The organism is Roseovarius halophilus (ex Wu et al. 2025), assembly GCF_047086965.1.
This window is the reverse complement of sequence record NZ_JBKOTX010000079.1, coordinates 1-23,779: the sequence shown is the minus strand read 5'-3', so window position 1 is coordinate 23,779 and position 23,779 is coordinate 1. Positions and strand designations below refer to the sequence as shown.

The 23,779-nt window shown below is 67.0% G+C and carries 20 protein-coding genes and 4 pseudogenes; 11 read left to right on the top strand and 13 right to left on the bottom strand.

The window, feature by feature from the left end; genetic code table 11:
* The 7 genes and pseudogenes from ACH107_RS16365 to ACH107_RS16335 all read left to right on the top strand — a co-directional run.
* Positions 1-84: pseudogene (locus ACH107_RS16365) on the top strand (30S ribosomal protein S19); the annotation flags it as partial.
* 14 nt (positions 85-98) lie between these two features.
* Positions 99-1,187, top strand: a pseudogene (gene cysG, locus ACH107_RS16360) (siroheme synthase CysG); the annotation flags it as partial.
* Position 1,188: 1 nt separating this feature from the next.
* The gene (locus tag ACH107_RS16355) at positions 1,189-1,497 is read left to right on the top strand and encodes a DUF2849 domain-containing protein (protein ID WP_412506756.1); all 309 of its coding nucleotides are present in this window, start codon (positions 1,189-1,191) and stop codon (positions 1,495-1,497) included.
* Positions 1,490-3,157: a nitrite/sulfite reductase gene (locus ACH107_RS16350; protein WP_412506755.1), complete on the top strand. Its 1,668-nt coding sequence runs from the start codon at positions 1,490-1,492 to the stop codon at positions 3,155-3,157. The genes ACH107_RS16355 and ACH107_RS16350 overlap by 8 nt, the downstream gene beginning before the upstream one ends.
* A complete protein-coding gene (locus ACH107_RS16345; RefSeq protein WP_412506754.1) occupies positions 3,144-3,878 on the top strand; it encodes a phosphoadenylyl-sulfate reductase in 735 nt (244 codons plus the stop codon). The genes ACH107_RS16350 and ACH107_RS16345 overlap by 14 nt, the downstream gene beginning before the upstream one ends.
* Positions 3,875-4,282: a DUF934 domain-containing protein gene (locus tag ACH107_RS16340; protein WP_412506752.1), complete on the top strand. Its 408-nt coding sequence runs from the start codon at positions 3,875-3,877 to the stop codon at positions 4,280-4,282. The genes ACH107_RS16345 and ACH107_RS16340 overlap by 4 nt, the downstream gene beginning before the upstream one ends.
* A 70-nt stretch (positions 4,283-4,352) precedes the next feature.
* The gene (locus ACH107_RS16335) at positions 4,353-5,198 is read left to right on the top strand and encodes a ferredoxin--NADP reductase (protein WP_412506751.1); all 846 of its coding nucleotides are present in this window, start codon (positions 4,353-4,355) and stop codon (positions 5,196-5,198) included.
* Between the two features lie 81 nt (positions 5,199-5,279).
* On the opposite strand, the gene ACH107_RS16330 is transcribed toward ACH107_RS16335, so the two are convergent.
* On the bottom strand, positions 5,280-6,302 hold the full coding sequence (locus tag ACH107_RS16330) for a translation initiation factor 3 (RefSeq protein WP_412506750.1): 1,023 nt from the start codon (positions 6,300-6,302) through the stop codon (positions 5,280-5,282).
* Between the two features lie 200 nt (positions 6,303-6,502).
* Here ACH107_RS16330 and infC point away from each other — a divergent pair, with 200 nt between their 5' ends.
* Positions 6,503-7,048: a translation initiation factor IF-3 gene (gene infC / locus ACH107_RS16325; protein ID WP_412506757.1), complete on the top strand. Its 546-nt coding sequence runs from the start codon at positions 6,503-6,505 to the stop codon at positions 7,046-7,048.
* Positions 7,049-7,095: 47 nt separating this feature from the next.
* On the opposite strand, the gene speB is transcribed toward infC, so the two are convergent.
* Both speB and ACH107_RS16315 read right to left on the bottom strand, forming a co-directional pair.
* Positions 7,096-8,061, bottom strand: coding sequence for an agmatinase (speB, locus tag ACH107_RS16320; protein WP_412506749.1), 966 nt, complete (start codon positions 8,059-8,061; stop codon positions 7,096-7,098).
* An 80-nt stretch (positions 8,062-8,141) separates the two neighbouring features.
* Positions 8,142-8,492, bottom strand: a pseudogene (locus ACH107_RS16315) (M20/M25/M40 family metallo-hydrolase); the annotation flags it as partial.
* A gap of 62 nt (positions 8,493-8,554) precedes the next feature.
* On the opposite strand from ACH107_RS16315, the gene mazG reads away from it, so the two are divergent.
* Entirely contained in the window at positions 8,555-9,385 is an 831-nt protein-coding gene (gene mazG, locus ACH107_RS16310; protein ID WP_412506748.1) for a nucleoside triphosphate pyrophosphohydrolase, read from the top strand.
* Between the two features lie 10 nt (positions 9,386-9,395).
* On the opposite strand, the gene ACH107_RS16305 is transcribed toward mazG, so the two are convergent.
* Positions 9,396-11,033, bottom strand: a complete 1,638-nt coding sequence (locus ACH107_RS16305; protein ID WP_412506747.1) for an acyl-CoA dehydrogenase family protein — start codon at positions 11,031-11,033, stop codon at positions 9,396-9,398.
* Between the two features lie 128 nt (positions 11,034-11,161).
* Between ACH107_RS16305 and ACH107_RS16300 the strand changes: the two genes are divergently transcribed.
* Positions 11,162-11,461 carry an FtsB family cell division protein gene (locus ACH107_RS16300; protein ID WP_412506746.1) on the top strand — a complete coding sequence of 100 codons (300 nt, stop codon included), beginning with the start codon at positions 11,162-11,164 and terminating at the stop codon, positions 11,459-11,461.
* A gap of 33 nt (positions 11,462-11,494) precedes the next feature.
* On the opposite strand, the gene ACH107_RS16295 is transcribed toward ACH107_RS16300, so the two are convergent.
* Positions 11,495-13,984 (bottom strand): penicillin acylase family protein, encoded by a 2,490-nt coding sequence (locus tag ACH107_RS16295; protein WP_412506745.1) that lies wholly within the window; start codon positions 13,982-13,984, stop codon positions 11,495-11,497.
* A 95-nt stretch (positions 13,985-14,079) separates the two neighbouring features.
* On the opposite strand from ACH107_RS16295, the gene ACH107_RS16290 reads away from it, so the two are divergent.
* Positions 14,080-14,952 carry an NAD(P)-dependent oxidoreductase gene (locus ACH107_RS16290; RefSeq protein ID WP_412506744.1) on the top strand — a complete coding sequence of 291 codons (873 nt, stop codon included), beginning with the start codon at positions 14,080-14,082 and terminating at the stop codon, positions 14,950-14,952.
* A gap of 72 nt (positions 14,953-15,024) precedes the next feature.
* Here the strand turns inward: ACH107_RS16290 and ACH107_RS16285 are convergent, their stop codons facing one another.
* The 8 genes and pseudogenes from ACH107_RS16285 to ACH107_RS16250 form a co-directional block, all read right to left on the bottom strand.
* Complete coding sequence (locus ACH107_RS16285) at positions 15,025-15,816, bottom strand: FAD binding domain-containing protein (protein WP_412506743.1); 792 nt, start codon at positions 15,814-15,816, stop codon at positions 15,025-15,027.
* A gap of 13 nt (positions 15,817-15,829) precedes the next feature.
* Positions 15,830-18,196 (bottom strand): xanthine dehydrogenase family protein molybdopterin-binding subunit, encoded by a 2,367-nt coding sequence (locus tag ACH107_RS16280; protein ID WP_412506742.1) that lies wholly within the window; start codon positions 18,194-18,196, stop codon positions 15,830-15,832.
* Between the two features lie 58 nt (positions 18,197-18,254).
* A complete protein-coding gene (locus tag ACH107_RS16275) occupies positions 18,255-18,740 on the bottom strand; it encodes a (2Fe-2S)-binding protein (RefSeq protein ID WP_412506741.1) in 486 nt (161 codons plus the stop codon).
* An 87-nt stretch (positions 18,741-18,827) separates the two neighbouring features.
* Positions 18,828-19,823: a molybdopterin-binding protein gene (locus tag ACH107_RS16270; protein ID WP_412506740.1), complete on the bottom strand. Its 996-nt coding sequence runs from the start codon at positions 19,821-19,823 to the stop codon at positions 18,828-18,830.
* Complete coding sequence (locus tag ACH107_RS16265; protein WP_412506739.1) at positions 19,820-20,785, bottom strand: XdhC family protein; 966 nt, start codon at positions 20,783-20,785, stop codon at positions 19,820-19,822. Before ACH107_RS16265 ends, ACH107_RS16270 begins: the two co-directional genes overlap by 4 nt.
* A 1-nt stretch (position 20,786) precedes the next feature.
* Positions 20,787-21,767: a hypothetical protein gene (locus tag ACH107_RS16260; protein ID WP_412506738.1), complete on the bottom strand. Its 981-nt coding sequence runs from the start codon at positions 21,765-21,767 to the stop codon at positions 20,787-20,789.
* Positions 21,768-22,383: 616 nt separating this feature from the next.
* Positions 22,384-23,421, bottom strand: a complete 1,038-nt coding sequence (gene arsB / locus ACH107_RS16255; protein ID WP_412506737.1) for an ACR3 family arsenite efflux transporter — start codon at positions 23,419-23,421, stop codon at positions 22,384-22,386.
* A pseudogene (locus ACH107_RS16250) lies at positions 23,418-23,779 on the bottom strand (MFS transporter); the annotation flags it as partial. The gene arsB and the pseudogene ACH107_RS16250, both read right to left, overlap by 4 nt.

The window sequence follows — 23,779 nt, the reverse complement described above, 5'->3', positions numbered from 1 at the left end:
ATGATCGGCCAGAAGTTCGGCGAATATTCCCCGACCCGTACCTATTACGGGCACACGGCGGACAAAAAAGCGAAGCGGAGATAACAAGCCATGGGCAAGTCGTGGACAACCTTGGCGACAGCCAGTTCATCACGCCGGCCATCGTGGACCGCGACCCTGTCACCGTGGCAATCGGTACCGAGGGTGCGGCGCCCGTGCTGGCGCGGGCCATCAAGGCGGACCTGGAGGCGCGGCTGCCCGCCACGCTGGGCGCGCTGGCCCGCATCGGCAAGGCGTTCCGCCGCGCCGTCGAGGTGCTGCCGATGGGGCGCAGGCGCCGGGATTTCTGGGCCGACTACTATTTCACCGAAGGGCCACGCGCCATCGCGCGGGGCGAGGACGCCGTGAAGAACCGGCTGGAAGCCCTTCTCGAGAAACACACCGGAACCGCCGCGCGCGCCGGGCACGTGGCCTTCGTGGGGGCCGGGCCGGGCGACCCGGAATTGCTGACCCTCAAGGCGCGCAAGGCGCTGGACGCGGCCGACGTGGTCATTCACGACCGGCTGGTGACGCCCGGGATCCTTGAGCTGGCCCGCCGCGAGGCGACGTTGATCGACGCCGGCAAGGAAGGGTTCGGCCCGTCGATGACGCAGGCGGAAATCAACGGGCTGATCGTCGAACACGCCGCGCGGGGCGCGCAGGTTGTACGCCTCAAGGGGGGCGACCCGACGGTGTTCGGCCGCCTCGACGAGGAGACCGAGGCCGTGGCGGCCGCCGGGATCGGCTGGCACGTGGTGCCGGGCATTACCGCCGCCTCGGCCAGCGTGGCGGCCATCGGCCAGAGCCTGACGAAACGGCAGCGCAATTCGTCGGTCCGGCTGCTGACGGGCCACGACATGAAGGGCTTTGCCGATCACGACTGGCAGGCGCTGGCCCGCCCGGGCGAGGTGGCCGCGATCTACATGGGCAAGAAATCGGCCCGTTTCATCCAGGGGCGCCTGATCATGCACGGGGCCGACCGGGCTACGCCCGTCACCGTGATCGAAAACGCCACGCGCCCCGATCAGCGGGTTCTGCCCACAACGCTGGACCGCCTGCCCGACGATCTGGCGCAGGCCGGGCTCACCGGGCCCGCGCTGACCTTCTACGGCCTGCCCCCGCGCGCGGCGCAGGACAGGATGATCCAAGCAGAACAGGAGCTTGCCTGACATGCCCAAACCGTTCACCCCCAAGGTCGTCACCGCCAACGCGCTGATCGAGGGCGATGTCGTCTACCTGACCGCCGATGACCGCTGGACGCGCCGGCTGGACGAGGCCGAACTGATCACCGACGCGGACCACGCCAAGCTGCGGCTTCTGATGGCCGAGGGGCAGCCGGGCACGGTTGTCGGCGCCTACCTTGCCGATGCCCGCCCCGGTGATCCGGGCCCCGAGCCCACCCATTTCCGCGAGGCGTTCCGGTGCACCGGGCCGTCCAACTATTTCCACGGCAAGCAGGCGGAGCAGACCGATGTATGACTACACCGAATTCGACGCGGCCTTCGTCGCGGAGCGCAACAGGCAATTCCGCGCGCAGGTCGAACGCCGCGTCGCCGGCCACCTGACGGAGGAGGAATTCAAGCCGCTCAGGTTGATGAACGGGCTTTACCTGCAGCTTCATGCCTACATGCTGCGGGTCGCCATCCCCTATGGCACGCTGGACAGCGCCAAGATGCGCCAGTTGGCCCATATCGCCGAGCGGTGGGACAAGGGCTATGGCCATTTCACCACCCGCCAGAACATCCAGTACAACTGGCCACGGCTGCGCGACGTGCCCGACATGCTGGACGCGCTGGCCGAGGTGAACATGCACGCCATCCAGACCAGCGGGAACACCATCCGAAACGTCACAGCCGACCATTTCGCCGGCGCCGCCGCCGACGAGGTGGCCGACCCGCGCCCGGTGGCGGAGCTGTTGCGGCAATGGTCCACCGATCATCCGGAATTCCAGTTCCTGCCCCGCAAGTTCAAGATCGCCGTCACCGGCAGCGCGACCGACCGCGCCGTGACCAAGGCGCACGATATCGGGTTGCAGATCGTGGAGCGTGACGGCGAGACCGGGTATCGCGTCATCCTGGGCGGCGGGCTGGGCCGGACGCCGATGATCGGCAAGGTTCTGAACGACTTCGTCCCCCAGGCCGACCTGCTGCCTTATGTCGAGGCGGTGGTCAGCGTGTGGAACCTGCTGGGCCGGCGCGACAACAAGTTCAAGTCGCGCATCAAGATCACCGTACACGAACATGGAATCGAGGACATTCGTGCGCGTGTCGATGCGCGGTTCGCGGCCATCCGCCCGACCTTTACCGGGATCGACCAGACCCTTCTCGACGAGATCACGGCGGCCTTCGCCCCGCCCGCGTTCAGCGATGCGGGCACGGCGGTCTTCGACACCGCCTACCGGACCGACCCGATCTTCCGGTCGTGGGCGGACACCAACCTCGCAGCGCATCGCGCGCCGGGCCATGCCATCGTGCAGATCAGCCTCAAGGCGCAGGGGGCCACGCCGGGCGACGCCACGGCCGAGCAGATGCGCGCGATGGCCGATCTTGCCGAGAGATACGGCCATGACGAGCTGCGCATCAGCCACGAGCAGAACGTGATCCTGCCGCATGTCCACAAGTCCGACCTGCCGGCCGTTCATGCCGAACTGAAACGGCATGGGCTGGCCACGGCGAATATCGGGTTGATTTCCGACATCATCGCCTGCCCGGGCATGGATTACTGCGCGTTGGCGACCGCGCGCTCGATCCCCGTGGCCCAGCAGATCGCGACACGTTTCGACGAATTGAAGCTGGAACACGAAATCGGCGACATGAAGATCAAGATCTCGGGCTGCATCAATGCCTGCGGGCACCACCACGTGGGCCATATCGGCATTCTGGGCCTCGACCGCGCGGGGGTGGAGAATTACCAGATCACGCTGGGTGGCGACGGAACGGAAACCGCCACGCTGGGCGACCGGACGGGGCCGGGCTTTGCCGCCGACGAGATCGTCCCGGCGGTGGAACGGATCGTTCACGCCTATCTGGAGCATCGCGACGGGGCCGGCGAGACATTCCTGCAGACCTACCGCCGGCTCGGCATGGCGCCGTTCAAGGCGGCCCTTTACGACGAGGCAGAATACCATGCTGCACAATGACCTGACCGACAAGGTACACGCGCTCAACGCCCGGTACCGCCATCATTCGGCGATCTCGGTGCTGGACCAGGCGTTGGGCGACCCGGATGCCGGCGAACTGGCGCTGGTGTCCAGCTTCGGGGCGGAATCAGTGGTGCTGTTGCACATGGTGTCGATCGCGCGGCGCGACCTGCCGGTGATCTTCATCGACACGCGGCTCCTGTTCGCCGAGACGCTGGTCTACCAGCAGGAACTGACCGAGCGGCTGGGCCTGAGGGACGTGCGCGTCGTGCGCGCGCAAGAGCATGCGCGCGCCGCGCGCGATCCGGACGACACGCTGCACCGGCGCGATACCGATGCGTGCTGCGCCCTGCGCAAGGCCGAACCGCTGCAGGCCGCGCTGCGCGGGTTCGATGGCTGGATCACGGGACGCAAACGGTTCCAGGGCGGTGCGCGCACGGCGCTGGACTTCTTCGAGGTGGAAACCGGCACCGGGCGCATCAAGGTCAACCCGCTGGCCCACTGGCACCCCGGGGACATCCGCACCTATATGGAAGAGAACCGCCTGCCGCGGCACCCGATGGTGGCGCGGGGCTATCCCTCGATCGGGTGCATGCCCTGCACGACCCGCGTGGCCGACGGGGAAGACCCCCGCGCCGGTCGCTGGCGCGGCGAGGAAAAAACCGAATGCGGCATCCATTTCGTCAATGGCAGGATGCTGCGCCAAGGAGAGACTGCATGACCGTGATTGTCACCGATACCGGGTTCACCAGCGACGGCTGGACCGACCCGTCCACCCCGCTGGACGCGGCGGGGGCCGACGCCACGTCGCTCGATCTGCCCCCGGATACCGACCCGGCCGCGCTGGCCGGCCGGCTGGACGGGGTGCGGATGATCCGCGTGGATTTTCCCGCCTTCGCCGACGGGCGCGGCTTCACCATCGCGCGGCAATTGCGGCTGCTGGGCTATCGGGGTCGCCTGCGTGCCCGGGGCCACGTGATCGCCGACCAGTACGCCATGGCCCGCCGCGCGGGTTTCGACGAGGTGGAGATATCCGACGCGCTGGCCGCGCGCCAGCCCGAGGACCAGTGGCTTTCCCGGGCAGACTGGCGGGCGCACGACTATCAATCGCGCCTGCGCGGATAAACCGCCCTTCACCTGACTTCGATCAATGACTATGAGAGGGTGTCGGTTCAGAAAACCGGCAAAAGACGCAATGAACGAGATATCCGACGTGACCGACGCCAAGCCGATCAAGACACCCACCCTGCCCGATGCGCAGACCGTCACGGAGGTCACGCACTGGACCGACCGGTTGTTTTCCTTCCGCGTGACCCGGCCGCCCAGCCTGCGTTTCCGCTCGGGCGAATTCGTGATGATCGGGTTGATGGAGACGAACGAGAAAACCGGCAAGGAAAAGCCGCTGCTGCGCGCCTATTCCATCGCCTCGCCGTCATGGGATGACGAGCTGGAATTCTACTCGATCAAGGTGCCCGACGGCCCGCTGACCTCCCGGTTGCAGCATATCGAACCGGGCGACCAGATCATCCTGCGGCCCAAACCCGTGGGTACGCTGGTGCATGACGCGTTGTTGCCGGGCAGGCGTATCTGGTTCTTCGCGACGGGCACCGGCATCGCGCCCTTCGCCTCGCTTCTGCGCGATCCGCAGACCTACGAGGATTACGACGAGGTGATCGTGACGCATACCTGCCGCGAGGCGGACGAGCTGGACTATGGCAGGGCCCTGATCGACAGCATCCGCCGCGACGAGATGCTGGAAGAGCTGATCGGCGAGGGCTTTCACGAGAAGTTGCGCTACTACCCCACCACCACGCGCGAGCAAAGCGACAAGACGGGCCGCATCACCGATCTGATGCGCTCGGGGGAGGCGTTCGAGGACCTTGGCGTCAAGCCGCTCACGCCGGAAACCGATCGCGCGATGATCTGCGGCAACCTTGCCTTCAACCTCGAACTCAAGGAAATGCTGGAGGAATACGGCCTGCGCGAGGGCGCCAATTCCGAACCCAAGGAATACGTGGTCGAGAAGGCGTTCCTCGACTGATCGCTGGGTCACGCTGCCGGCCGAAACGAGAAAACCCGCGCCGGGCGGCGCGGGTTTCGTGTCTGGAAATGGCCGGGCGACTCAGAGGTTCAGCGCGTCCCGCACCGCGTTGAGCGCCTCGCGCAGCATGTCGGGATCATCCTGTGCCTTGCGCAGTGCCTCTGTAAGCGCGGTCTTTTCCATCGTCCCGAGGTCGGAGTCGGCGATCATCTCCGACACCTTGTCGAAGTTGAAGCCGTCAACCGTCAGCCAGTCGGCCGTGTCCGCGCCGTCGCCCGCGCTGTCAGCGCCTGCGGCCTCTGCATCAGTGTCCGCGGCTTCCGCGTCGGCGCCCGCGCCGGATGCTGCGCCGTTGTCCCTGGTCGCACCGTCCTGACCTGCGTCAGCCCCAGCCGGCGCCTCTGTGTCAGCGGCCTCGTCAGTTGCGTCGGTCCCGGTCGTATCCGTCGTCGCGGCCTCGCCTTCGGACATGTCACCTTCGGCACCTTCGGTTTCAGCGGCAGTGCCGGTGGTGGCGGCGTCGTCGTCTTCCGTCGTCGCCCCGTCCAGGCTGTCCATCGCGCCGGACACGGCCTCGTCAGCCGCATCCATGGCGGCGCCCGCCGCCTCGGTCGCCTCGTCCGCGACACCCTGCGCGGCGTCGCCGGCGGCGTCCACCGCATCACCGGCCGCGTCGGCTGCCGTGTCCAGTGCCTCGCTGGCCGCGTCCGTGGCCCCCTCGGCCGCCTCGTCGACCTGCTCGACGACTGTGCTTGCCGCGTCCTCGGCCGCATCCGCGGCTTGCTGCGCAGTTTCGGACGCGCTGTCGACAGCCTCGCTGGCGGTCTCGGCCACCGTGTCATTGGCATCCTCGATCGCGTCGGCCGCCGCGTCAGTGGCCTCCGCGGCGGTGTCGCCGACGGCCTCGGTTGCCGCGTCCGCGGTTTCATCAACGTTTTCCGCCGTTTCCTCCGCCGTCGTCTCGGCCGCGTCCAACGCCTCGGGCGCGTCTACCGTATCGCCGGACACCTCGGTCGCGATCTCCTCGACAGACTTGCCGGTAAACAACAAGTACCCACCCCCGAGCACGACGACCGCCAGCAGGATCCAGATTGCGTTTCTCATCATCATATCCTCTTGAAACCGGTGCGCCCCCGTCGCGCACCCTTGTATCCTTTATCTGCCAGATGGCTGTGAATTTCGAAAGGCACAAGGGCAAAGATGCCGCATTTCGGCCCGGATCAGCCGATATTGCCGCTTGAAAGCACATGATGGCGCGGTTACTTTCTGCCTCCGAAACTGTTGACAGACGAAGGATCGAAGCCATAGCCCGCAGACCCCACAACGCGCCGCCATCGCGCAATACCGGCCCCCGTACCAATGACCGCATCCGCGCCCCCGAGATCCGACTGATCGGTGCCGATGGTGACAATGCCGGCGTCGTGTCGCCATCCGAGGCGCTTGAAATGGCCGAGGAAGCGGGGCTGGACCTCGTCGAGATCTCGCCGAATGCCAATCCGCCGGTCTGCAAGATCATGGACTATGGCAAGTACAAGTACGAACAGCAGAAACGCGAGGCCGAGGCGCGCAAGAAGCAGAAGACGATCGAGGTGAAGGAGGTCAAGTTCCGCCCCAACACCGACACGCACGACTACGAAGTCAAGATGCGCAACGTCTTCAAGTTTCTGGAGAACGGCGACAAGGTCAAGGTCACGCTGCGTTTCCGGGGCCGGGAAATGGCCCACCAGCAGCTGGGGCGCGAACTGCTTCAGCGCGTGGCCGAGGACGTCAAGGAGCTCGGCAAGGTCGAGAACATGCCCAAGATGGAAGGCCGCCAGATGATCATGATCATCGCACCGGGCGCCAAGTAGATCCTTCCGGCCCCCGCCGCCCGGCGGTGGGGGCGCCCCGCGTCCCGTCAGCCGCGGCGGGGCCATCCCCACAGGCAGATGAGTTCCATCGCCACATGCGCGCCCGCAACGGCCGTGGCACCGCCCGCGTCAAAGGGTGGCGACACCTCCACCACGTCACCGCCGACCATGTTGATGCCCGCGATGTCGCGCAGGATGATGGCGGCCTGCCCGCTTGACAGCCCGCCCCAGACCGGCGTGCCCGTTCCGGGGGCGAAACCGGGATCAAGGCAATCGATATCGAATGTCACGTAGGTCCGGGCATCGCCCAGTATTTCCTTGATGCGGCGGGCCGTTTCGGCCGGGCCGCGCTCGTGCACTTCGCGCGCGTCGATCGTCGGCACACCCAGATTGTCGGCATTGACCGTGCGGATCCCCACCTGGACCGAGCGCGCCGGGTCGATCAGCCCTTCCTTGACGGCCTTGTAGAACATCGTGCCGTGATCCACGCGGTCGAGATCGTCATCGGCCCACGTGTCCGAATGCGCATCGAACTGCAAGAGCGACAGCGGCCCGAACTTCTCGGCATACGCCCTCAGGACCGGGAAGGAAATATAATGGTCCCCGCCAAGCGCGATGCTGGCCGCCCCGGCCTCGAGAATGGCACGGACATGCGCCGTCAGCGCGCCGGGAAAGGCGGGAATGTCGGCATAATCGAACGCAATATCACCGTAATCGACGATATCCAGTTCCTCGAGCGGGCTGAACCCGTCCCAGCCATAGGGCGGATCGAAGGTCTGAAGCGCGCTCGCCTCTCGGATGGCGCGGGGGCCAAGGCGCGTGCCCGGCCTGTTGGTGACCGCCATGTCGAAAGGAATGCCGGTCACCGCGAGGTCGGCGCCGGCCAGATCCTTGGTATAGCGACGCCGCAGGAAGGACGTGGCACCGCCGAAGGTGTTCTCGTGTGTCAGCCCACGCGATGTTTCGCGCGTGAACGCCTGGTCCACCTGGTTTGCAGCGTCCTTCAGCGACATCTTCGTATTTCCCTTTCACAGTCATTTCAAGTGTCGGGCATCCGCCGGCCCGGCGGCCTCGCGCGCGGCCTCGGCGGCCAGTGCCGCACGGCGCCGAGCAGCATCGTGGTATGCCCGTCATGGCTGCAGGCATGCATCAGGCCCGGCCGCGTGGATTGCCACGCCGCGCCGGTCGCCTCCGTGATGGGCAGCGCGTCAATGTCGGCGCGCAGCCCGATCGTGGGGCGGCCGCCCTGCCCGTCGATGATCGCGACAAGGCCGCTTTCGGCGATCCCCTGCTCGATCTCGGTGGTTCCGAACGCGCACAGCCGGTCCGCCACGAATTCGGCCGTCTCGTGGCACGCCAGAGCCGGCTCGGGGTGACGGTGCAGGTGCCGCCGCCGCTCGGTCATCTCCGCGGCGTAGCCGGCGATGCGGGTGATGACGGCCATGGCTGGACTCCCGTGACGTTGCGCTTCACGGTGCAGTCAACTGCATCGGAAAGACCTGCGCAATGTCAAAAGACCCGCTCATCAACGATCCGCAGGGGGGGCTGCCCCGCCTGCTGGAAATCATGCGCCGCCTGCGCGATCCCGACACCGGCTGCCCGTGGGATATCGAACAGGATTTCGCCAGCATCGCCCCCTACACGATCGAGGAAGCCTACGAAGTCGCCGATGCCATCGAGCGCCGGGCATGGGACGAGCTGCGCGACGAGCTGGGCGACCTGCTCTTGCAGGTGGTCTTTCACGCGCAGATCGCGGATGATGAAAACTTGTTCGATTTCAACGGCGTCGCGAACGCCATTGCCGACAAGATGGTGGCGCGGCACCCGCATGTCTTCGGGGAGGACTCGCGCGACAAGTCGGCCGAGCAGCAGACCCGCGACTGGGAATCGATCAAGGCCGCCGAGCGCGCGGACAAGGCCCAGACCGGCGTGCTCGACGGGGTCGCCGTCGGCCTGCCGGCCCTACTGCGCGCGGTGAAGCTGCAGAAACGCGCGGCGCGTGTCGGCTTTGACTGGCCGGAGGCCGGGCAGGTGCTGGACAAGATCAACGAGGAATCGCGCGAGCTCAGCGAGGCGGCGGCGCATCTGTCGCCGGACGCGGTCGAAGAAGAATTCGGCGACCTGCTTTTCGTGACGGCCAACCTGGCGCGACACATGAAGGTCGATCCCGAAGCCGCGCTGCGCCGGGCGAATGCCAAGTTCGCGCGACGCTTCAACCGCATCGAGGAACTTCTTGAAAGCGCCGGAAAAACGCCGGATCAATCCGACCTTGCCGAGATGGACGCCCTGTGGAACCGCGCCAAGGCCGAGGAGCGCGGGAACAAGGACGGCGCCTAGCAAAATCGGCTCAACCCGGTGCGCCGGCCGTGAGCCGTGCAAGTATCTCCTCGGTCTCCACCGATCCGATCGCCCCGCTGACACGCCCCCGGCCGCCCTCGGCCAGCCGGGTGCCCGCGTAGCCCGCGCCGACCGCGCCGGGCGCCTGCCGGATCAGGACCGAGGCCGTCAGCAGCGTCGCGAGGCTTTCGGCGTACCAGCGCGCCTCGGCCTCGTCCGGCAGTTTCGGGAACCGCGCCATGTGTCGCTTGAGCGCGGCGTCGTAATGGCGGAACTGCCCCGTGGCGGCGAAGAGCTCGGCGCTCAGCGTCTCGCCCGCCGCCGGCTCACGCCGGAGCGTGCGCAGGATATCGAGGCAGATCACGTTGCCCGAGCCTTCCCAGATGGAATTGAGCGGCGCCTCGCGATAGAGCAGCGGCAGCCCTGTCTCCTCGACATAGCCCATGCCGCCCAGCACCTCCATCGCCTCGTAGACGACACTCGGGCACAGCTTGTTGCCAAGGAACTTGGCCAGTGCCACGGCCAGCCGGGCAAAGGCGCGCTCCTCGGGCGCCGTCCCGTCAAAGGCCCGCGCCACCCGCAGGCCGAGCGCCAGCGTGCCTTCCCAGTCAAGCGCCAGGTCGGCCAGCACGGCGCGCATGAGCGGCTGGTCGATCAGCCGTTTTTGAAATGCCGAGCGGTGGCCCGCCCAGTGCGCGGCATGGCCGAGCGCGGCGCGCATCAGCCCCGCCGGCGCCATCGCGGTATCCAGCCGCGTGTGGTGCACCATCTCGATAATGGCCCGCAGCCCGTCCCCCTCGTCACCAAGACGAAAGGCCAGCGCGCGGTCATACTCGATCTCGGCCGAGGCGTTGGCGCGGTTGCCCAGCTTGTCCTTGAGCCGCTGCAGGTGAATGGCGTTGCGCCCGCCGTCCAGCCAGCGCGGCACGAGAAAGCAGGTCAGACCGCCGGGCGCCTGCGCCAGTGTCAGGAAACCGTCGGACATGGGCGCCGAACAGAACCACTTGTGCCCTGTCAGCCGGTAGGCGTCGCCGTCGGGCGCCGCCGTCGTGGTCGTGGCGCGGATGTCCGAGCCGCCCTGCTTCTCGGTCATCGCCATGCCCATCGTCGCCCCCGCCTTGCGCGCCAGCGGCTTGGCAGCCCCGTCATAGGCGCGCGAGGTCAGCTTGGGCACCCATTGATCGAACAGCGCCGGGTCGCGCCGCAGAACCGGGACGGCGGCGTAGGTCATCGTCATGGGGCAGCAACAGCCCGGTTCGACCTGGCTGGTCAGGTAGACCATCGCGGCATGGGTCGCGTGGCCGCCGGCGCGGCCCTCCCACGCCACCGCCGCGTAGCCCCCGGCGATCCCCGTCTGCATCAGGCGGTGATAGGCCGGATGGTAATCCACTTCGTCCAGCCTGCGCCCCCCGGCGTCGAACAGCCGCGCCTCGGGCGCGTGGCGGTTGGCCGCCAGTCCCGCGTCGCGCAACTCGGCCGTGCCGATGCGCGCGCCATAGCCGGCAAGGTGCCCCGCATCGGCGCCGCTGGCGGCCGCGTGAACGCGCAGTGCCGGATCCGCCTGCCAGAGGTCGATATCGCCGCGCGCTTCGGGCTGGTTCGTCACCTCGTGGGTGGACAGGGACACGCTGGGCGGGGGGATCGGCATGGGCGACTCTCCTTTCGGCAGCATGGTAGCCCGGGCGCACAACCGCGCGAAAGGGGATTCACAAGCCCCCGGCGATGTGGCAATACTTGGAGACGGCCCGCGAGAGGCGACAACAAGAGGCAGGACCAGTGAAATCGCGCAACCGCCCCGCAGTGGGGGCATTGATCTATTTTGCCGTGGCTTTCGGGCTCGGGGTCTATTTCACCTTCGCCGCCGTGCAGGGGGATTACGGGCTGTTCCAGCGCGCCGAGATCAAGGCGGAAACCAAGGCGCTGCGCGCCCAGCTTGACGATCTGCAGGCGCGGGTGGCGCGCATGGAGAACCTCACGCGGCGGCTGTCGGACACCTACCTCGATCTTGACCTTCTCGATCAGCAGGCGCGCGATGTGCTGGGGCTGCTGCGCGCCGACGAGATCGTGATCCGCTGATCCGCTCCGGCCCGCGGCGTTCACGGCGCGCGGCTACCCGTCGTCGCGCGGCATCAGGACGGTCACCCCGACCGCGGCGGCGCGGGCGAGATCGGGATCAAGCGACATGGGAATGTATTCGCCCCGCCGCCACAGCTGCGCCATGTCATCGTAATGCCGGCTGAGGAAATGGCCCGATTGGCCCGTGGCCGTCACGAAAACGCTGCTGTCGGGGTCGGCAAAGTCGTAGACACCGCGATAGCCCGCGCCGTGCACGTTTCGGAACGGCGCGGCAGGGTCCCCGCTGGTTCGCCCGCGCATCAGCGTGTTGTCCCCGCCCGACGTGCTTTGCCGGATGTTGACGAAATACCGCAGAACCGGGACATCGCCCAGCACCTGGTGGTCATGCGTCGCCTCGTGCGCGTCGCCCCACCGCAGGCTTTCCAGAGCGGTGCCGTAATTCTCGTCGATCCAGATCAGCGCATCGTCGAGCGCCAGCCGGGCGATATCCGTGCAGGTCTCCTTGGGCGACGACTGGCGCACGTCGCACCATTCCGCCGCGCCGTCGATGTCGCGGAAGACACGTTCGATGAAAATCGGCTCGGGGTGGGTGAACTCCGCCGTCAACGGGCCCAGCTCGTCACGGATCAGCCTGTCCTGAAGGGCGCGCAGCCACGCCGAATAGATCAGCGGTTCGGGCAGGTGTTCGTTCATTTCGCCGTTCCAGTCCCGCAGCAGGGTCAGCGCGCGCTGCCGGCGGCGGTCGGGCGTGCCCTCGGGCGCGGCCTCGCCGGTAAACCACAGGTCGGCCCCGATCAGCGGAAGGAGCGAGCGCGCCGTGAAGCTGACGGTATCGAGCTGGGCCTCGATGAAGCTGTCGCGCGTGTGCACCTCGCGGTTCTGCATCAGCTTCTGCCAGCGGTGCACGCGCTGCGTGTCGCCCCAGCTGTAACTGACATGCAGGGGAAAGGGCCGCTCGACCGTCTTGTTGTTCGTGTTGCCGAGCAGGCCGCTCACCGGGGCGATGAATTCGGGGTTGGCCGAATAGGGGCTCATGCCCTGCCACCGGTTCCTTTCGATCCAGCCGCGGGCGGGCATCCGCCCGCGGGTTTCGTGACCGGCATGGCGGCGTGGCATCGCGCCGATCGTCTTGAGCGCGACACGCTCCCGGTCGGCGACCGTGAGGTTCTGTGACGGGCCGAGGAAATCCGACCCGGCCGTGATCGCCTGCTCCACGGTGCCGGCCTTCATCAGCCCCATTGCCGCGGTCATCGTCCTGTCCCGCGGCGAAAACAGCGTCCATGCCAGCGACGCCACGTGGCCCTCGGGCGTGATCTCTGCCAGGTCGAAATGTGATCCGGGCAGGACCGGGCCGTTATCCGTCCAGCGCAGGGTCAGCGTGACGGGCTCGGCATCCTTGATGCGGATGATCGACCGTTCCGTGCGGAAGGGCTTGTAGCCGTCCGGGGCGAGGTACTGCCGAGGGTTGTCCGGGTTCAACCGCTCGATGTAAAGGTCCTGATCATCCATGTAGGACGAGGTGATCGCCCAGCCCAGGTCGGCGCTGCGCCCGGTCATCACCACCGGGACGCCGGGGATCGTTCCGCCGATCACGCCGCCGCTATCCAGTTCCAGCCGCGCGAGGTACCAGATGGCCGGGGCGGAGAACCCCAGATGCGGATCATTGGCCAGCAATGTCCCGCCCGACGCCGACCGGGCAGGCGCCGCCGCCCACGCGTTCGATGCCCCGGCGAACGCCCGCGTCCGGAAGGGCGACAAGGGCAGATCGGCCAGATCCGGGCCGGTTTCCGCGGTCGCCGCGACACGACGGTCCGCCGCACCGGGGAAAAACCGCGCATAATCCGGCAAGGCCGCGATCCCGCTGCCGGGGGCCAGCGGCATGATATCGGCCAGCCGCGACGGATCATCCAGGGCGAGCGACGTGCGCGCGTAAAGCACCTCCTCGTCCAGATGCGACGACAGTTGAACGCCCATCAGCTTGATGATCGCGATCGAATCGGCTGGCTGCCACGGCGCGATCGGCGCGTTGAAAACGAACATCTCGGGCGCGCCGCGGCCGAGGGCGGACTCGTTGATTTCCGCGAGGCGGGCATTCACGCCGGCCGCGTAGGCATCGAGCGCCGTGCGCGTGTAGCGGTCCTGCTCCGATACGGCTTCCCGCGCCAGCCCGTGCAGATCATAGCGGCGCATGACCTTGTCGATTGGCAGGGTGCGCGGCCCGAACACCTCCGACAGGCGGCCCTGCACCGTGCGACGCAGCATGGTCATCTGCCAGAGCCGGTCCTGCGCGTGCGCATAGCCGAGGCCGAAATAGGTGTCGGTATCGCGCTGGCCGAATACGTGCGGCACGTTGGTGTTGTCGCGCACGATCTCGACCGGCGCCGACACCCCGGCCACGGCAAGCCGCTTGTCATACTCGGGCAGCGACCGCGACAACAGCAGGTACACGCCGGCCAGCACGACAAGCGCCAGCAGGATCATCCCCGTGGCGATGCGGAACAGCCATCGTGTCACTGCGGCCATGCGCCCTGCCCCGTTTTTCCTTGCATCCACTGCCGGGATAGTCAGAAATCCCGCGAGTGACAATGGCAAGGACAGGACGCAAGGGGGGAACCTAGATGACCAAGACGGCATTTCTCGGGCTCGGCGTGATGGGCTATCCGATGGCGGGCCACCTGCAGGCGGCGGGGCATGATGTCTGCGTGTACAACCGGACCGCATCCAAGGCCGAGGCATGGGTCGCCGAACATGGCGGGCAAATGGCCCCGACCCCGCGCGAGGCCGCCCGGGGCGCCGATTTCGTGATGGCCTGCGTGGGCAATGACGACGATCTGCGCAGCGTCTGCCTGGGCGATGACGGCGCGTTCGCCGGCATGGACGGGGGCGCGACCTTCGTCGATCACACGACGGTATCGGCCCGCGTGACGGCGGAGCTTTACGACGCGGCGCGCGCGGCAGGCATCAACTTCGTCGACGCCCCGATCTCGGGCGGTCAGGCCGGTGCCGAGAACGGCCAGCTGTCGATCATGTGCGGCGGCGACGAAAGCGCCTATGCCGCGGCCGAACCGGTCATGAATACCTACGCCAAGCTCTGCCGCCGCATCGGCGGCTCGGGCGCCGGGCAGATGACCAAGATGTGCAACCAGATCGCCATCGCGGGGCTCGTCCAGGGGCTGTCCGAGGCGCTCCATTTCGCCGAGAAGGCCGGCCTCGACGGGCGCGCCGTGGTCGAGGTGATCAGCCAGGGCGCGGCCGGCAGCTGGCAGATGTCCAACCGCTACGAAACCATGCTGGATGACGCGTTCGACCACGGCTTCGCCGTGGACTGGATGCGCAAGGATCTGGGCATCTGCCTCGATACCGCCGATGAGAACGGCGCCTCGCTGCCGGTGACGGCGCTTGTCGACCAGTTCTACAAGGACGTGCAGAAGATGGGCGGCGGCCGGTGGGACACGTCCAGCCTGTTCAAGAGGCTGCGCAAGATCGGCTGACCGTCACGCCTGGAACAAGGAAAGCGCGCGGCCTGCAAGGACCGCGCGCTTTTTCATCCCGGCACGGCCGGGTCAGCCGGCGGCGGCGACGGCGCGACGGGTCATCACCCCCACCAGATGCGCCCGGTACGCGTCCGATCCGTGAATGTCGGCCATCATGCCGTCGGCGGGCGGGCTCATGCCCTCCACCGCGCCGGCGGAGAAATCCGACGAAAGCGCCGTCTCGGCCTCGTTCCAGCGGAACACGCCCTCTTCCGAGGCGCCGGTCACGGCGACCCGCACCCCGTCGGGAAACCGTGCCACGAAAACCCCCACCAGCGCGAAGCGCGAGGCGGGCTGCTCGAACTTCATGTAGGCGGCTGCCTGCGGCACGGGAAACTTCACCTCGGTGATGATCTCGCCCTCGTCGAGTGCGGTCTCGAACAGGCCCTCGAAATAATCGTCCGCGGCGATCTCGCGGCTGTTCGTGACGATCGTCGCGCCCGAGGCCAGCGCCGCCGCCGGGTAGCAGGCGGACGGGTCGTTGTTGGCAAGGCTGCCGCCGATGGTGCCCCGGTTGCGCACCGCAGGATCGCCGATATTGGCCGCCAGCGCGACCAGCGCGGGATAAGCCCCCGCGCCCTCGGCCACCTCGGCGTGGGTGGTGGCCGCGCCGATGCACAGGCGGCCCGCGTCGTCCTCGCAGATGCCGCGGATCTCGTCGATGGCCGTCAGACTCACCAGCCGGTCAGGCGCGGCCAGGCGCTGCTTCAGCGTCGGGATCAGCGTCTGCCCCCCGCCCAGCGGCTGGTTTTCCTCGCTCTCGCCCAGCAGCTTGACCGCGTCAGCCAGCGTCGCGGGGCGGTCGATCTCGAATGCGTACATGATGGGATCCTCCTTACCCTTGCATCGCCGTCCAGACACGGGACGGGCTGAGGGGCATGTCGATATGGGTGACGTCGGTCTTGCCGGCACGATGCAGGGCATCGATCACCGCGTTGACCACCGATGGCGGGCTGCCGATGGCGCCGGCCTCGCCGCAGCCCTTCACGCCCAGCGGGTTGTGCGTGCAGGGCGTCTGGCAGGAATGATCCACGTGGTAGAACGGCACGTCATCCGCGCGCGGCATGGCGTAATCCATGTACGAGCCGGTCAGCAACTGGCCGTCCTCGTCATAGGCGCATCCTTCGAGCAGGGCCTGCCCGATGCCCTGAGCCAGCCCGCCATGGACCTGCCCCGACACGATCATCGGGTTGACCACGTTGCCGAAATCGTCGGCGGCGGCGAACCGCTCGATCGTCACCTTGCCGGTTTCCGGATCGACCTCCACCTCGCAGGCATAGGCGCCGGCGGGATAGGTGAAGTTCGACGGATCGTAGAAGGATGTCTCCTCCAGCCCCGGCTCGAGCTCCTCGAGCGGGTAATTGTGCGGCACGTAGGCCGCCAGCGTGACATCGCCCCACGCCACGGACTTGTCCGTGCCCGCGACGGTGAACTGGCCGTCGCTGAGCTCGATGTCGCCCTCGCTGGCCTCCATCAGGTGCGCGGCGATCTTCTTGGCCTTGCTGATCACCTTCTCGGTCGCGCGGACCATCGCGCTGCCGCCCACGGCCAGCGAGCGCGAGCCGTAGGTGCCCATGCCCATCGGCACCTTGTCGGTATCGCCATGCTCGATCTCGACCATCGCCGGGTCGATCCCGATCATGTCGGCCACCACCTGCGCAAAGGACGTCTCGTGCCCCTGCCCGTGGCTGTGGCTGCCCGTCATCACCGTGATGCCGCCGGTGGCATTCACCCGCACCGTGGCCGATTCATACAGCCCCGCGCGCGCGCCCAGCTGCCCCACGAGGTTGCTGGGCGCGATGCCGCAGGCCTCGATGTAGCAGTTCACGCCAAGGCCGCGCAGCTTGCCGTTCTTCTTCGACTCGGCAAGCCGCGCCTCGAAACCGCTCAGGTCGGCGATCTCCTCCAGCTTGTCCATCGTGGCGGTGTAATCACCGGTGTCGTATTCCACCGCCACCGGCGTGGCATAGGGAAACTCGGTGACGAAGTTCTGCCGCCGCAGCGCGATCGGATCAACGCCCAGCTCGCGCGCGGCCTTGTCGATCACCCGCTCCAGCTGGTAGGTCGCCTCGGGCCGGCCGGCGCCGCGATAGGCGTCAACGGGCACGGTATTGGTGAAAACCGCCTTCACGTTCACGTAGATATTGGGCGTCTTGTAATTGCCCGCCATCAACGTGCCATGCAGCCATGTCGGGATCGACGGCGCGAAGGTACTCAGATACGCCCCCATGTTGGCATGGGTCTCGGTGCGGATGGCCGTGAAATTGTTGTCGGCATCGAGGGCCAGCTCGATCCTGGTGACATGGTCGCGGCCGTGCGCGTCGGTCATGAACGCCTCTGAGCGCGTGCAGGTCCATTTCACGGGCCGGTTGAGCGCCTTGGCCGCGTAGGTGCAGAACGCCTCCTCGGCATAGTGGAAGATCTTGGAGCCGAAGCCGCCACCCACGTCGGGCGCGACGACACGCAGCTTGTGCTCGGGAATGTTCAGCACGAACGCGCCCATCAGCAGCCGGATGACATGCGGGTTTTGCGACGTGGTGAACAGCGTGGAATCGTCCGTCGCCCGGTTGTAGTCACCCACCGCCACGCGCGGTTCCATCGCGTTGGGGATCAGGCGGTTGTTGACCAGTTCCAGCGTCGTGACATGCGCCGCCGACTTGATGGCCTCGTCAACCGCGTCGCGGTTTTCCTCGACGAAGCCCCAGTCATAGCAAAGGTTGTCGTCCAGATCGTCATGGACCTTCGGCGCATCCCCGGCCAGCGCGGCCTTCATGTCGACGACGGCCGGCAGCTCGTCAATCTCGACCTCGATCGCCTCGGCGGCGTCGCGCGCCTGTTCGCGGGTCTCGGCCACCACGGCGGCGATCGGATCGCCCACATGGCGCACCTTGCCCTGCGCCAGGACGGGATGCGCGGGTTCCTTCATGACCTCGCCGTGCCGGTCTGTCACCTGCCAGCCGGTGGGGATGCCGCCCAAGGCGTCGAAATCCGCGCCGGTAAAGACGCGGATCACGCCGGGCATGCCCTCGGCGCCGGTGGTGTCAACCTTGGTCAGCTGGCCATGGGCCACGTCCGAGCGCAGGAAATGCACATAGGCCTGCCCGCGCACGTTGATGTCATCGGTGTAATTGCCGGTTCCGCTCAGGAACCGGACATCCTCGCGCCGTGTCGATGCGGCGCCGATGCCTCCGTCTTTCGGCATTTTCAACTCCTCCCTGGTGGGCCGGTGCCCACGCTTCCATTCGCCTTCGCCTGCCGGGTCACTCCGCGGCGATGGCTGTCACGTCCTGACCGCTGGCCGCCATGATCGCCTTGACGATGTTGTGATAGCCCGTGCAGCGGCAGATGTTGCCTTCGAGGTAATCGCGGATCTCGCTTTCGCTTGGCGTCGGATTGTCCCGCAGCAGCGCGGCGGCGGTCATCACCATGCCCGGCGTGCAGAACCCGCATTGCAGCCCGTGATGATCCTGGAATGCCTGCTGGATCGCGTTGAGCGTTCCGTCGGGCGCCGCCATCCCTTCGATCGTGGTCACCTCGGCGCCGTCGGCCTCGGCGGCGAACATGGTGCACGCCTTCACGTCGTGACCGTTCACATGGACCACGCAGGCACCGCACTGGCTGGTGTCGCAGCCCACATGCGTGCCGGTCAGGCCCAGCGTCTCTCTCAGGTATTCGACAAGCAGCGTGCGGCCCTCGACCTCGTGCGATGCTGGCTTGCCGTTGACGGTCATGCTGACCTTCGGCATTGGCTCCTCCCGTTTTGACTGTTGTCACATGCTGTGACGACTTAAGCACGACACCAACCCCTTGAGAACCCGCTTTCTCGGGCGCGGTCAGGATTTCGCGCGTCCGCGCCGCGGTTGCGGCCGCGTGGGAATTTCCTTGAGCAGCCCGCCAACCCCCATCGCCGCGATGTCGGCGCTGCTGACCGGCACGCCGCAGGCCACGCGCGACAGCACCCAGTCGGCCCCGTGCAGGACGGGCGAGCGCGCGCTGCCCGGCAGGCCGATCACGGGGCGCCCGGCCAGATCGCCCAGAAACAGCAGGTTGCCCGGATCGACCGGCATCCCGAACCGTTCGACACGCCCCCCGGCCCGGCGCAGCGCCTCGGGGGCGGTATCCCGCGCGTCCGACGTGGCCGAGCCCGTCAGGATCAACACGATGTCGCCGGTCGCGGCGGCGATTTCCCGCGCCAGCGCATCATCGTCATGCTGGCAGCGCCGCGTCTCGGCGAGGCTCATGTCCAGCCCTGTCAGCCGGTTCTCGATCGCCTCGACCCCCTTGTCGCCCGGCGCGCCGGGAATGTCCGTCAGGATCAGGCTGGCCGTGCGGTGCACCGGCACGGCCAGCGTGATGGCCCCCCCCGCGGCGGCGGCCGCCGTCTCGACCGCGGCGCCGGGCACGGCGTAGGAAATGATCTTGACCGTGGCGATCATGGCCCCGGTCGCAACCTGGTGAAACGGCGCCACCGTGGCCACGGTGATCATGGGGGCCACCGCGTTCACGGCATTGATCCGCGCCGCGTCGATCAGCACCACGCCCGGCCCCTCGGCGATGAGGTTCACCCGGCCGGTGAACGGCTCGCTCCGCCGTATGTGGGCGGCGCCATCATGCAACGCGCGGGCCAGCCGTTCGGCCGCGTCGTCCTCGGGCAGATCGCCCGGTTCGACCCGCGCCACGGTCACCTCGTCGATGCCGTCGGCGCGCAGCGCGTCGATGTCGGCCTGCACCAGCACATGCCCCTTGCGCAGCCGCCCCCCGGCAAGGCGCAGCGAATGCGCGAGGATCCCGCCCTCGGCGCTCGATACCGGAACGGGGCCGAATTTCATGCACCCTGCCTCAGGACCCGGGTCATCTGGGCCAGCGTCGCCACGGCGATCTCGGCCGGACCGGCCGCGCCGATATCCAGCCCCACCGGCCCGTGAATGCGCGCGATCTGCGCCTCGGAAAATCCCTTCTCCGACAGCCGCGCGACCCGCTTGGCATGCGTGCGGGTGGAGCCGAGCGCCCCTATGTAGAAACACGGCGAGTCCAGCGCCCGTTCAAGCGCCGGATCGTCCAGCTTGGGGTCGTGCGTCAGCAGCACCAGCGCCGTGCGCGCATCCAGCCCAACGGCGGACACGGCGTCGTCCGGCCAGTCGTGCAGGATCGTCTCGCCGGGGAACCGCGCTTCGCTGCCGAAGGTTTCCCGCGGGTCGATCAGCACCGGATCATAGCCCGCGATCCGCGCCATCGGCAGCAGGCCCTGCGCGATGTGGACGGCGCCCACCACGATCAGCCGCAAGGGCGGATTGTGGATCGCCACGAAAGTCTCGCCATCCTCCTCGAAGCCCGACCGGTCCATGCGGAACCGTGTCCCGTGGCCGGACTGCTCCAGCCGGCGCGTCACGTCGAGCCCGGTCACGTAGGCGATCGGCACGCGCGATTCGCGCGCCAGCACCAGATCCTCCAGCAGGTTCACCGGCAAAACGGGCCCCACCGGTTCGACCAGAACGCGGATCGTGCCGCCGCAGGCCAGCCCGACGGCAAAGGCGTCGTCGTCGCTCACGCCGTATTCCAGCATGACCGGCTTGCCCGCTTCGATGGCGTCCAGCGCCTCGGCCACGACGGCGCCCTCGACGCAGCCGCCCGACACCGAGCCCTCGATCTCGCCCCGGCCGGAAATCGCCAACTGGCTGCCCACCCGGCGCGGCGCGCTGCCCCAAGTCTGCACCACCGTGGCCAGCGCGGCGCCATGTCCCGCACGGTGCCAGTCCAGCGCGGTTTCGGGTATCCTGTCGAAACGGTCCATATTAATCCCTGAGTTCAGTCAGTTGTTCTTTGTCTACCAAGCGAACGACCTCGCCTCGAAGTCCATTGCGCCAATCCTCAACAAACTCCCTGACACGGTCCCGCATCCATTCGTGTTGCCGCTTCCAGTCGCTCTCGTCCAATGCGTCCGCCTTTAGCGTCTTGAAAAACTGAAACAAACCACTTCGGTTTTGCTCCCAGACCCCGTTCTCCAAAGATGGAAAATCCAACTTCGCGGACCAGTCGTCAAAAAGGTCCCGGTCCCGCCGTCCGATAGACAAATAAACCCCGACTGTGCCGTCACCGATCATTCGGTAAACATATACGCCTCCGCCATCGGGCGGTTTGCTATCGGCAGTCAGTGCTAGTTTCATCCAACCTTGGTTTGGCGCGCTGGCGGGCGGAGACAAGTCTGTACATTCCGGCCAATGGTCGAGAAATGCCTGCCAATACTCCATTCGCCGCTGGTAGTCTTCCATTTCTGTCGCGCGCCGTTTCTGCCGCTGTCTGCGCACCCAGTCATTCGGCCTTACTACAACCTCGAATTTCGGTGCTGGATCACTTTCGCCTATTCGCCAGGCTTCCACTTCGACACCGAAGAAAGCGAACTCCGTGGAGGTATTATTGTTCAACCATTCCAAAGCGGCCCTATGCTCGTCGCGTAGCGACTCCGCGATCCAGACAATTGTCCGCACATCTTCACCAGCCGCCAGATAAGTAAGTATTTGGCCCAGATGCACATGATCACTTTTCTGAAACTGGTTTTCAATTACGACCGCAAAATCGTTGATATCCCGACAGACTACATCTGCGCGAAAATTGCCGATACTCACCTCTGTCGAAATTCTATCCAGTGGCCCAAGGTCAAGCGCTTCTGACAAGAGATCGAGGTTTTCCGGCACGGCCAGCCAAGGCGTAAAATCAGCATCTTCTCGTGGCCATATTGTCCGAAGGGCCTGTTTTTCCAACCGTCCAATCTGCATATGAACTCCTCCGAAATTGTCTATCCGGGTAAAGTACCCTTTGGCCTAAGCTGCCGGGAAACGCTCACCCCTTACAAATTCTCTGCCGATCATCTTGCCGCTTCTTGAGAACACGCTCCAAAGATTGCAACGCGTGACCGGTTTCGGGTATCCTGTCGAAACTGTCCATCTGGTGCCTCCCTGCCCCGCAATATGGGGCGGCGGGCGGTCGGGCACAAATCGAAAAACGGCCGGGCCCGGGCCGGCCCGTGGCAGTAAATGCGGATTTTCCTGCCCTTCCCCGCGCGGAACAAGGGCGAAGCCCGCCGCGCATCGCCGGGCCGCCCCCACGGCACGGCGATTTGTCAACACAAGCACGCCGCCCTGGTCTTCCATGTGATTGGCTGCCATAAAGTTCTGCCGATCAGCCGTCGGATCGCCGCGCCGCGGCCCGGCATTGCGCGTCTCCGTCCGGCTGAACGAAAATCCAGCATCTGCGGCGCCCGAAGATTTCTTCGGGCGCCTTTGTTCGATCCGTCCTTGCAATCACAAAGGGTTTCGCCCGAGCGCGCACCACGAAATGCAAGGGGCTGGGGCGGAGCCACGCGGGCGGCCTATTCGGCCGGGAATGGCGGCGTCACGCGTCGGTGCCGTCGGCCACGTGGTGCAGGGTGAACTGGCCGCGCGTCCGGTTCGCGATGGCCACGAGCGACAGCATCACCGGCACCTCGACAAGCACCCCCACCACCGTGGCCAGCGCCGCGCCCGAATTCAGGCCGAACAGGCTGATCGCCACGGCGACCGCCAGTTCGAAGAAATTCGACGTCCCGATCAGCGCGCAGGGCGCCGCGATCCGGTGCGGCACGCGCAGCACCCATGCCGCCGCGTAGGCCAGCACGAAAATGCCGTAGGACTGCACGAGGATCGGCACCGCGATCAGCCCGATCACCAGCGGCCGGTCCAGTATCACCTGCCCCTGAAGACCGAACAGGATCACCACGGTCGCGATCAGCCCGATCATTGACCACGGCTTGACCCGCGCCTTGAACGCCTCGATCCGGGTGGTCGTGCCCAACCGCCGGCGCGTTGCCACCCCCGCCGCCAGCGGCAGCGCCACGAACAGGACGACGGACAGCACCAGCGTCGCCCACGGGACGGCGATGTCGGTCACCCCCAGCAGGAAGGCGACGATGGGCGCGAAGGCGAAGACCATCACCACGTCGTTCACGCTGACCTGCAACAGGGTATAGCTTTCGTCCCCGCGCGTGAGCTGCGACCAGACGAACACCATCGCGGTGCAGGGCGCCGCGCCCAGCAGGATCAGCCCCGCCACGTATTGTTGCGCGTCGGCGGGCGCGATCAGGTCGGCGAAGACGCCTTCGAAGAACAGGACCGCCAGCGCGGCCATCGTGAACGGCTTGACCAGCCAGTTGACGACAAGGGTGATCGCCAGCCCCTTCGGCTGGCGCAGCACGTCGCGCAGGCGCGACGGCGCCACGCCCACCATCATCGGGTAGACCATGGCCCAGATCAGTACCGCCACCACGAGGTTGACGCTCGCGAATTCGGCCGCCGCGATCGCGGCCACGAGGCCCGGCGCGACACTGCCGAGCGCGATGCCGCCGGCCATGGCCAGCGCCACCCACAGGGTCAGATACCGTTCGAACACGCTCATGCCGATGCTTCCTCTTGCTCATGGGGCCGCAAGCGCCCCGATGCCAGCGCCGAGAGCGCCACCATCCCCGCCGCCGTGGCCAGACACAGCGCGAGCCCGCCCGCCTGATAGGTCAGCCCCGACAGGACCGTGCCCAGCAGGCGGCCGCCCGCGTTGGCCATGTAGTAGAACCCGACATCCATCGTCACCCGGTCGGCCCGGGTGAAAGCAAGGATCAGGTAGGAATGCAGCGACGAGTTCACGGCGAACACCCCGCCAAAGACCAACAGCCCCGCCACCAGCGTCACGGTCAGCCACGGCGCCGGCCCCGGCGCCCAGAACACCGCCAGCGCCAGCACCGCCGGCACGCCGCACAGCG

Bases quoted from the DNA above. Each gene is read 5' to 3' on its own strand.
- ACH107_RS16355 (WP_412506756.1), top strand. From the start codon at position 1,189: ATGCCCAAACCGTTCACCCCCAAGGTCGTCACCGCCAACGCGCTGATC.
- ACH107_RS16350 (WP_412506755.1), top strand. From the start codon at position 1,490: ATGTATGACTACACCGAATTCGACGCGGCCTTCGTCGCGGAGCGCAAC.
- ACH107_RS16345 (WP_412506754.1), top strand. From the start codon at position 3,144: ATGCTGCACAATGACCTGACCGACAAGGTACACGCGCTCAACGCCCGG.
- ACH107_RS16340 (WP_412506752.1), top strand. From the start codon at position 3,875: ATGACCGTGATTGTCACCGATACCGGGTTCACCAGCGACGGCTGGACC.
- ACH107_RS16335 (WP_412506751.1), top strand. From the start codon at position 4,353: ATGAACGAGATATCCGACGTGACCGACGCCAAGCCGATCAAGACACCC.
- ACH107_RS16330 (WP_412506750.1), bottom strand. From the start codon at position 6,302: ATGAGAAACGCAATCTGGATCCTGCTGGCGGTCGTCGTGCTCGGGGGT.
- speB (WP_412506749.1), bottom strand. From the start codon at position 8,061: ATGTCGCTGAAGGACGCTGCAAACCAGGTGGACCAGGCGTTCACGCGC.
- mazG (WP_412506748.1), top strand. From the start codon at position 8,555: ATGTCAAAAGACCCGCTCATCAACGATCCGCAGGGGGGGCTGCCCCGC.
- ACH107_RS16305 (WP_412506747.1), bottom strand. From the start codon at position 11,033: ATGCCGATCCCCCCGCCCAGCGTGTCCCTGTCCACCCACGAGGTGACG.
- ACH107_RS16295 (WP_412506745.1), bottom strand. From the start codon at position 13,984: ATGGCCGCAGTGACACGATGGCTGTTCCGCATCGCCACGGGGATGATC.
- ACH107_RS16290 (WP_412506744.1), top strand. From the start codon at position 14,080: ATGACCAAGACGGCATTTCTCGGGCTCGGCGTGATGGGCTATCCGATG.
- ACH107_RS16285 (WP_412506743.1), bottom strand. From the start codon at position 15,816: ATGTACGCATTCGAGATCGACCGCCCCGCGACGCTGGCTGACGCGGTC.
- ACH107_RS16280 (WP_412506742.1), bottom strand. From the start codon at position 18,196: ATGCCGAAAGACGGAGGCATCGGCGCCGCATCGACACGGCGCGAGGAT.
- ACH107_RS16275 (WP_412506741.1), bottom strand. From the start codon at position 18,740: ATGCCGAAGGTCAGCATGACCGTCAACGGCAAGCCAGCATCGCACGAG.
- ACH107_RS16270 (WP_412506740.1), bottom strand. From the start codon at position 19,823: ATGAAATTCGGCCCCGTTCCGGTATCGAGCGCCGAGGGCGGGATCCTC.
- ACH107_RS16265 (WP_412506739.1), bottom strand. From the start codon at position 20,785: ATGGACCGTTTCGACAGGATACCCGAAACCGCGCTGGACTGGCACCGT.
- ACH107_RS16260 (WP_412506738.1), bottom strand. From the start codon at position 21,767: ATGCAGATTGGACGGTTGGAAAAACAGGCCCTTCGGACAATATGGCCA.
- arsB (WP_412506737.1), bottom strand. From the start codon at position 23,421: ATGAGCGTGTTCGAACGGTATCTGACCCTGTGGGTGGCGCTGGCCATG.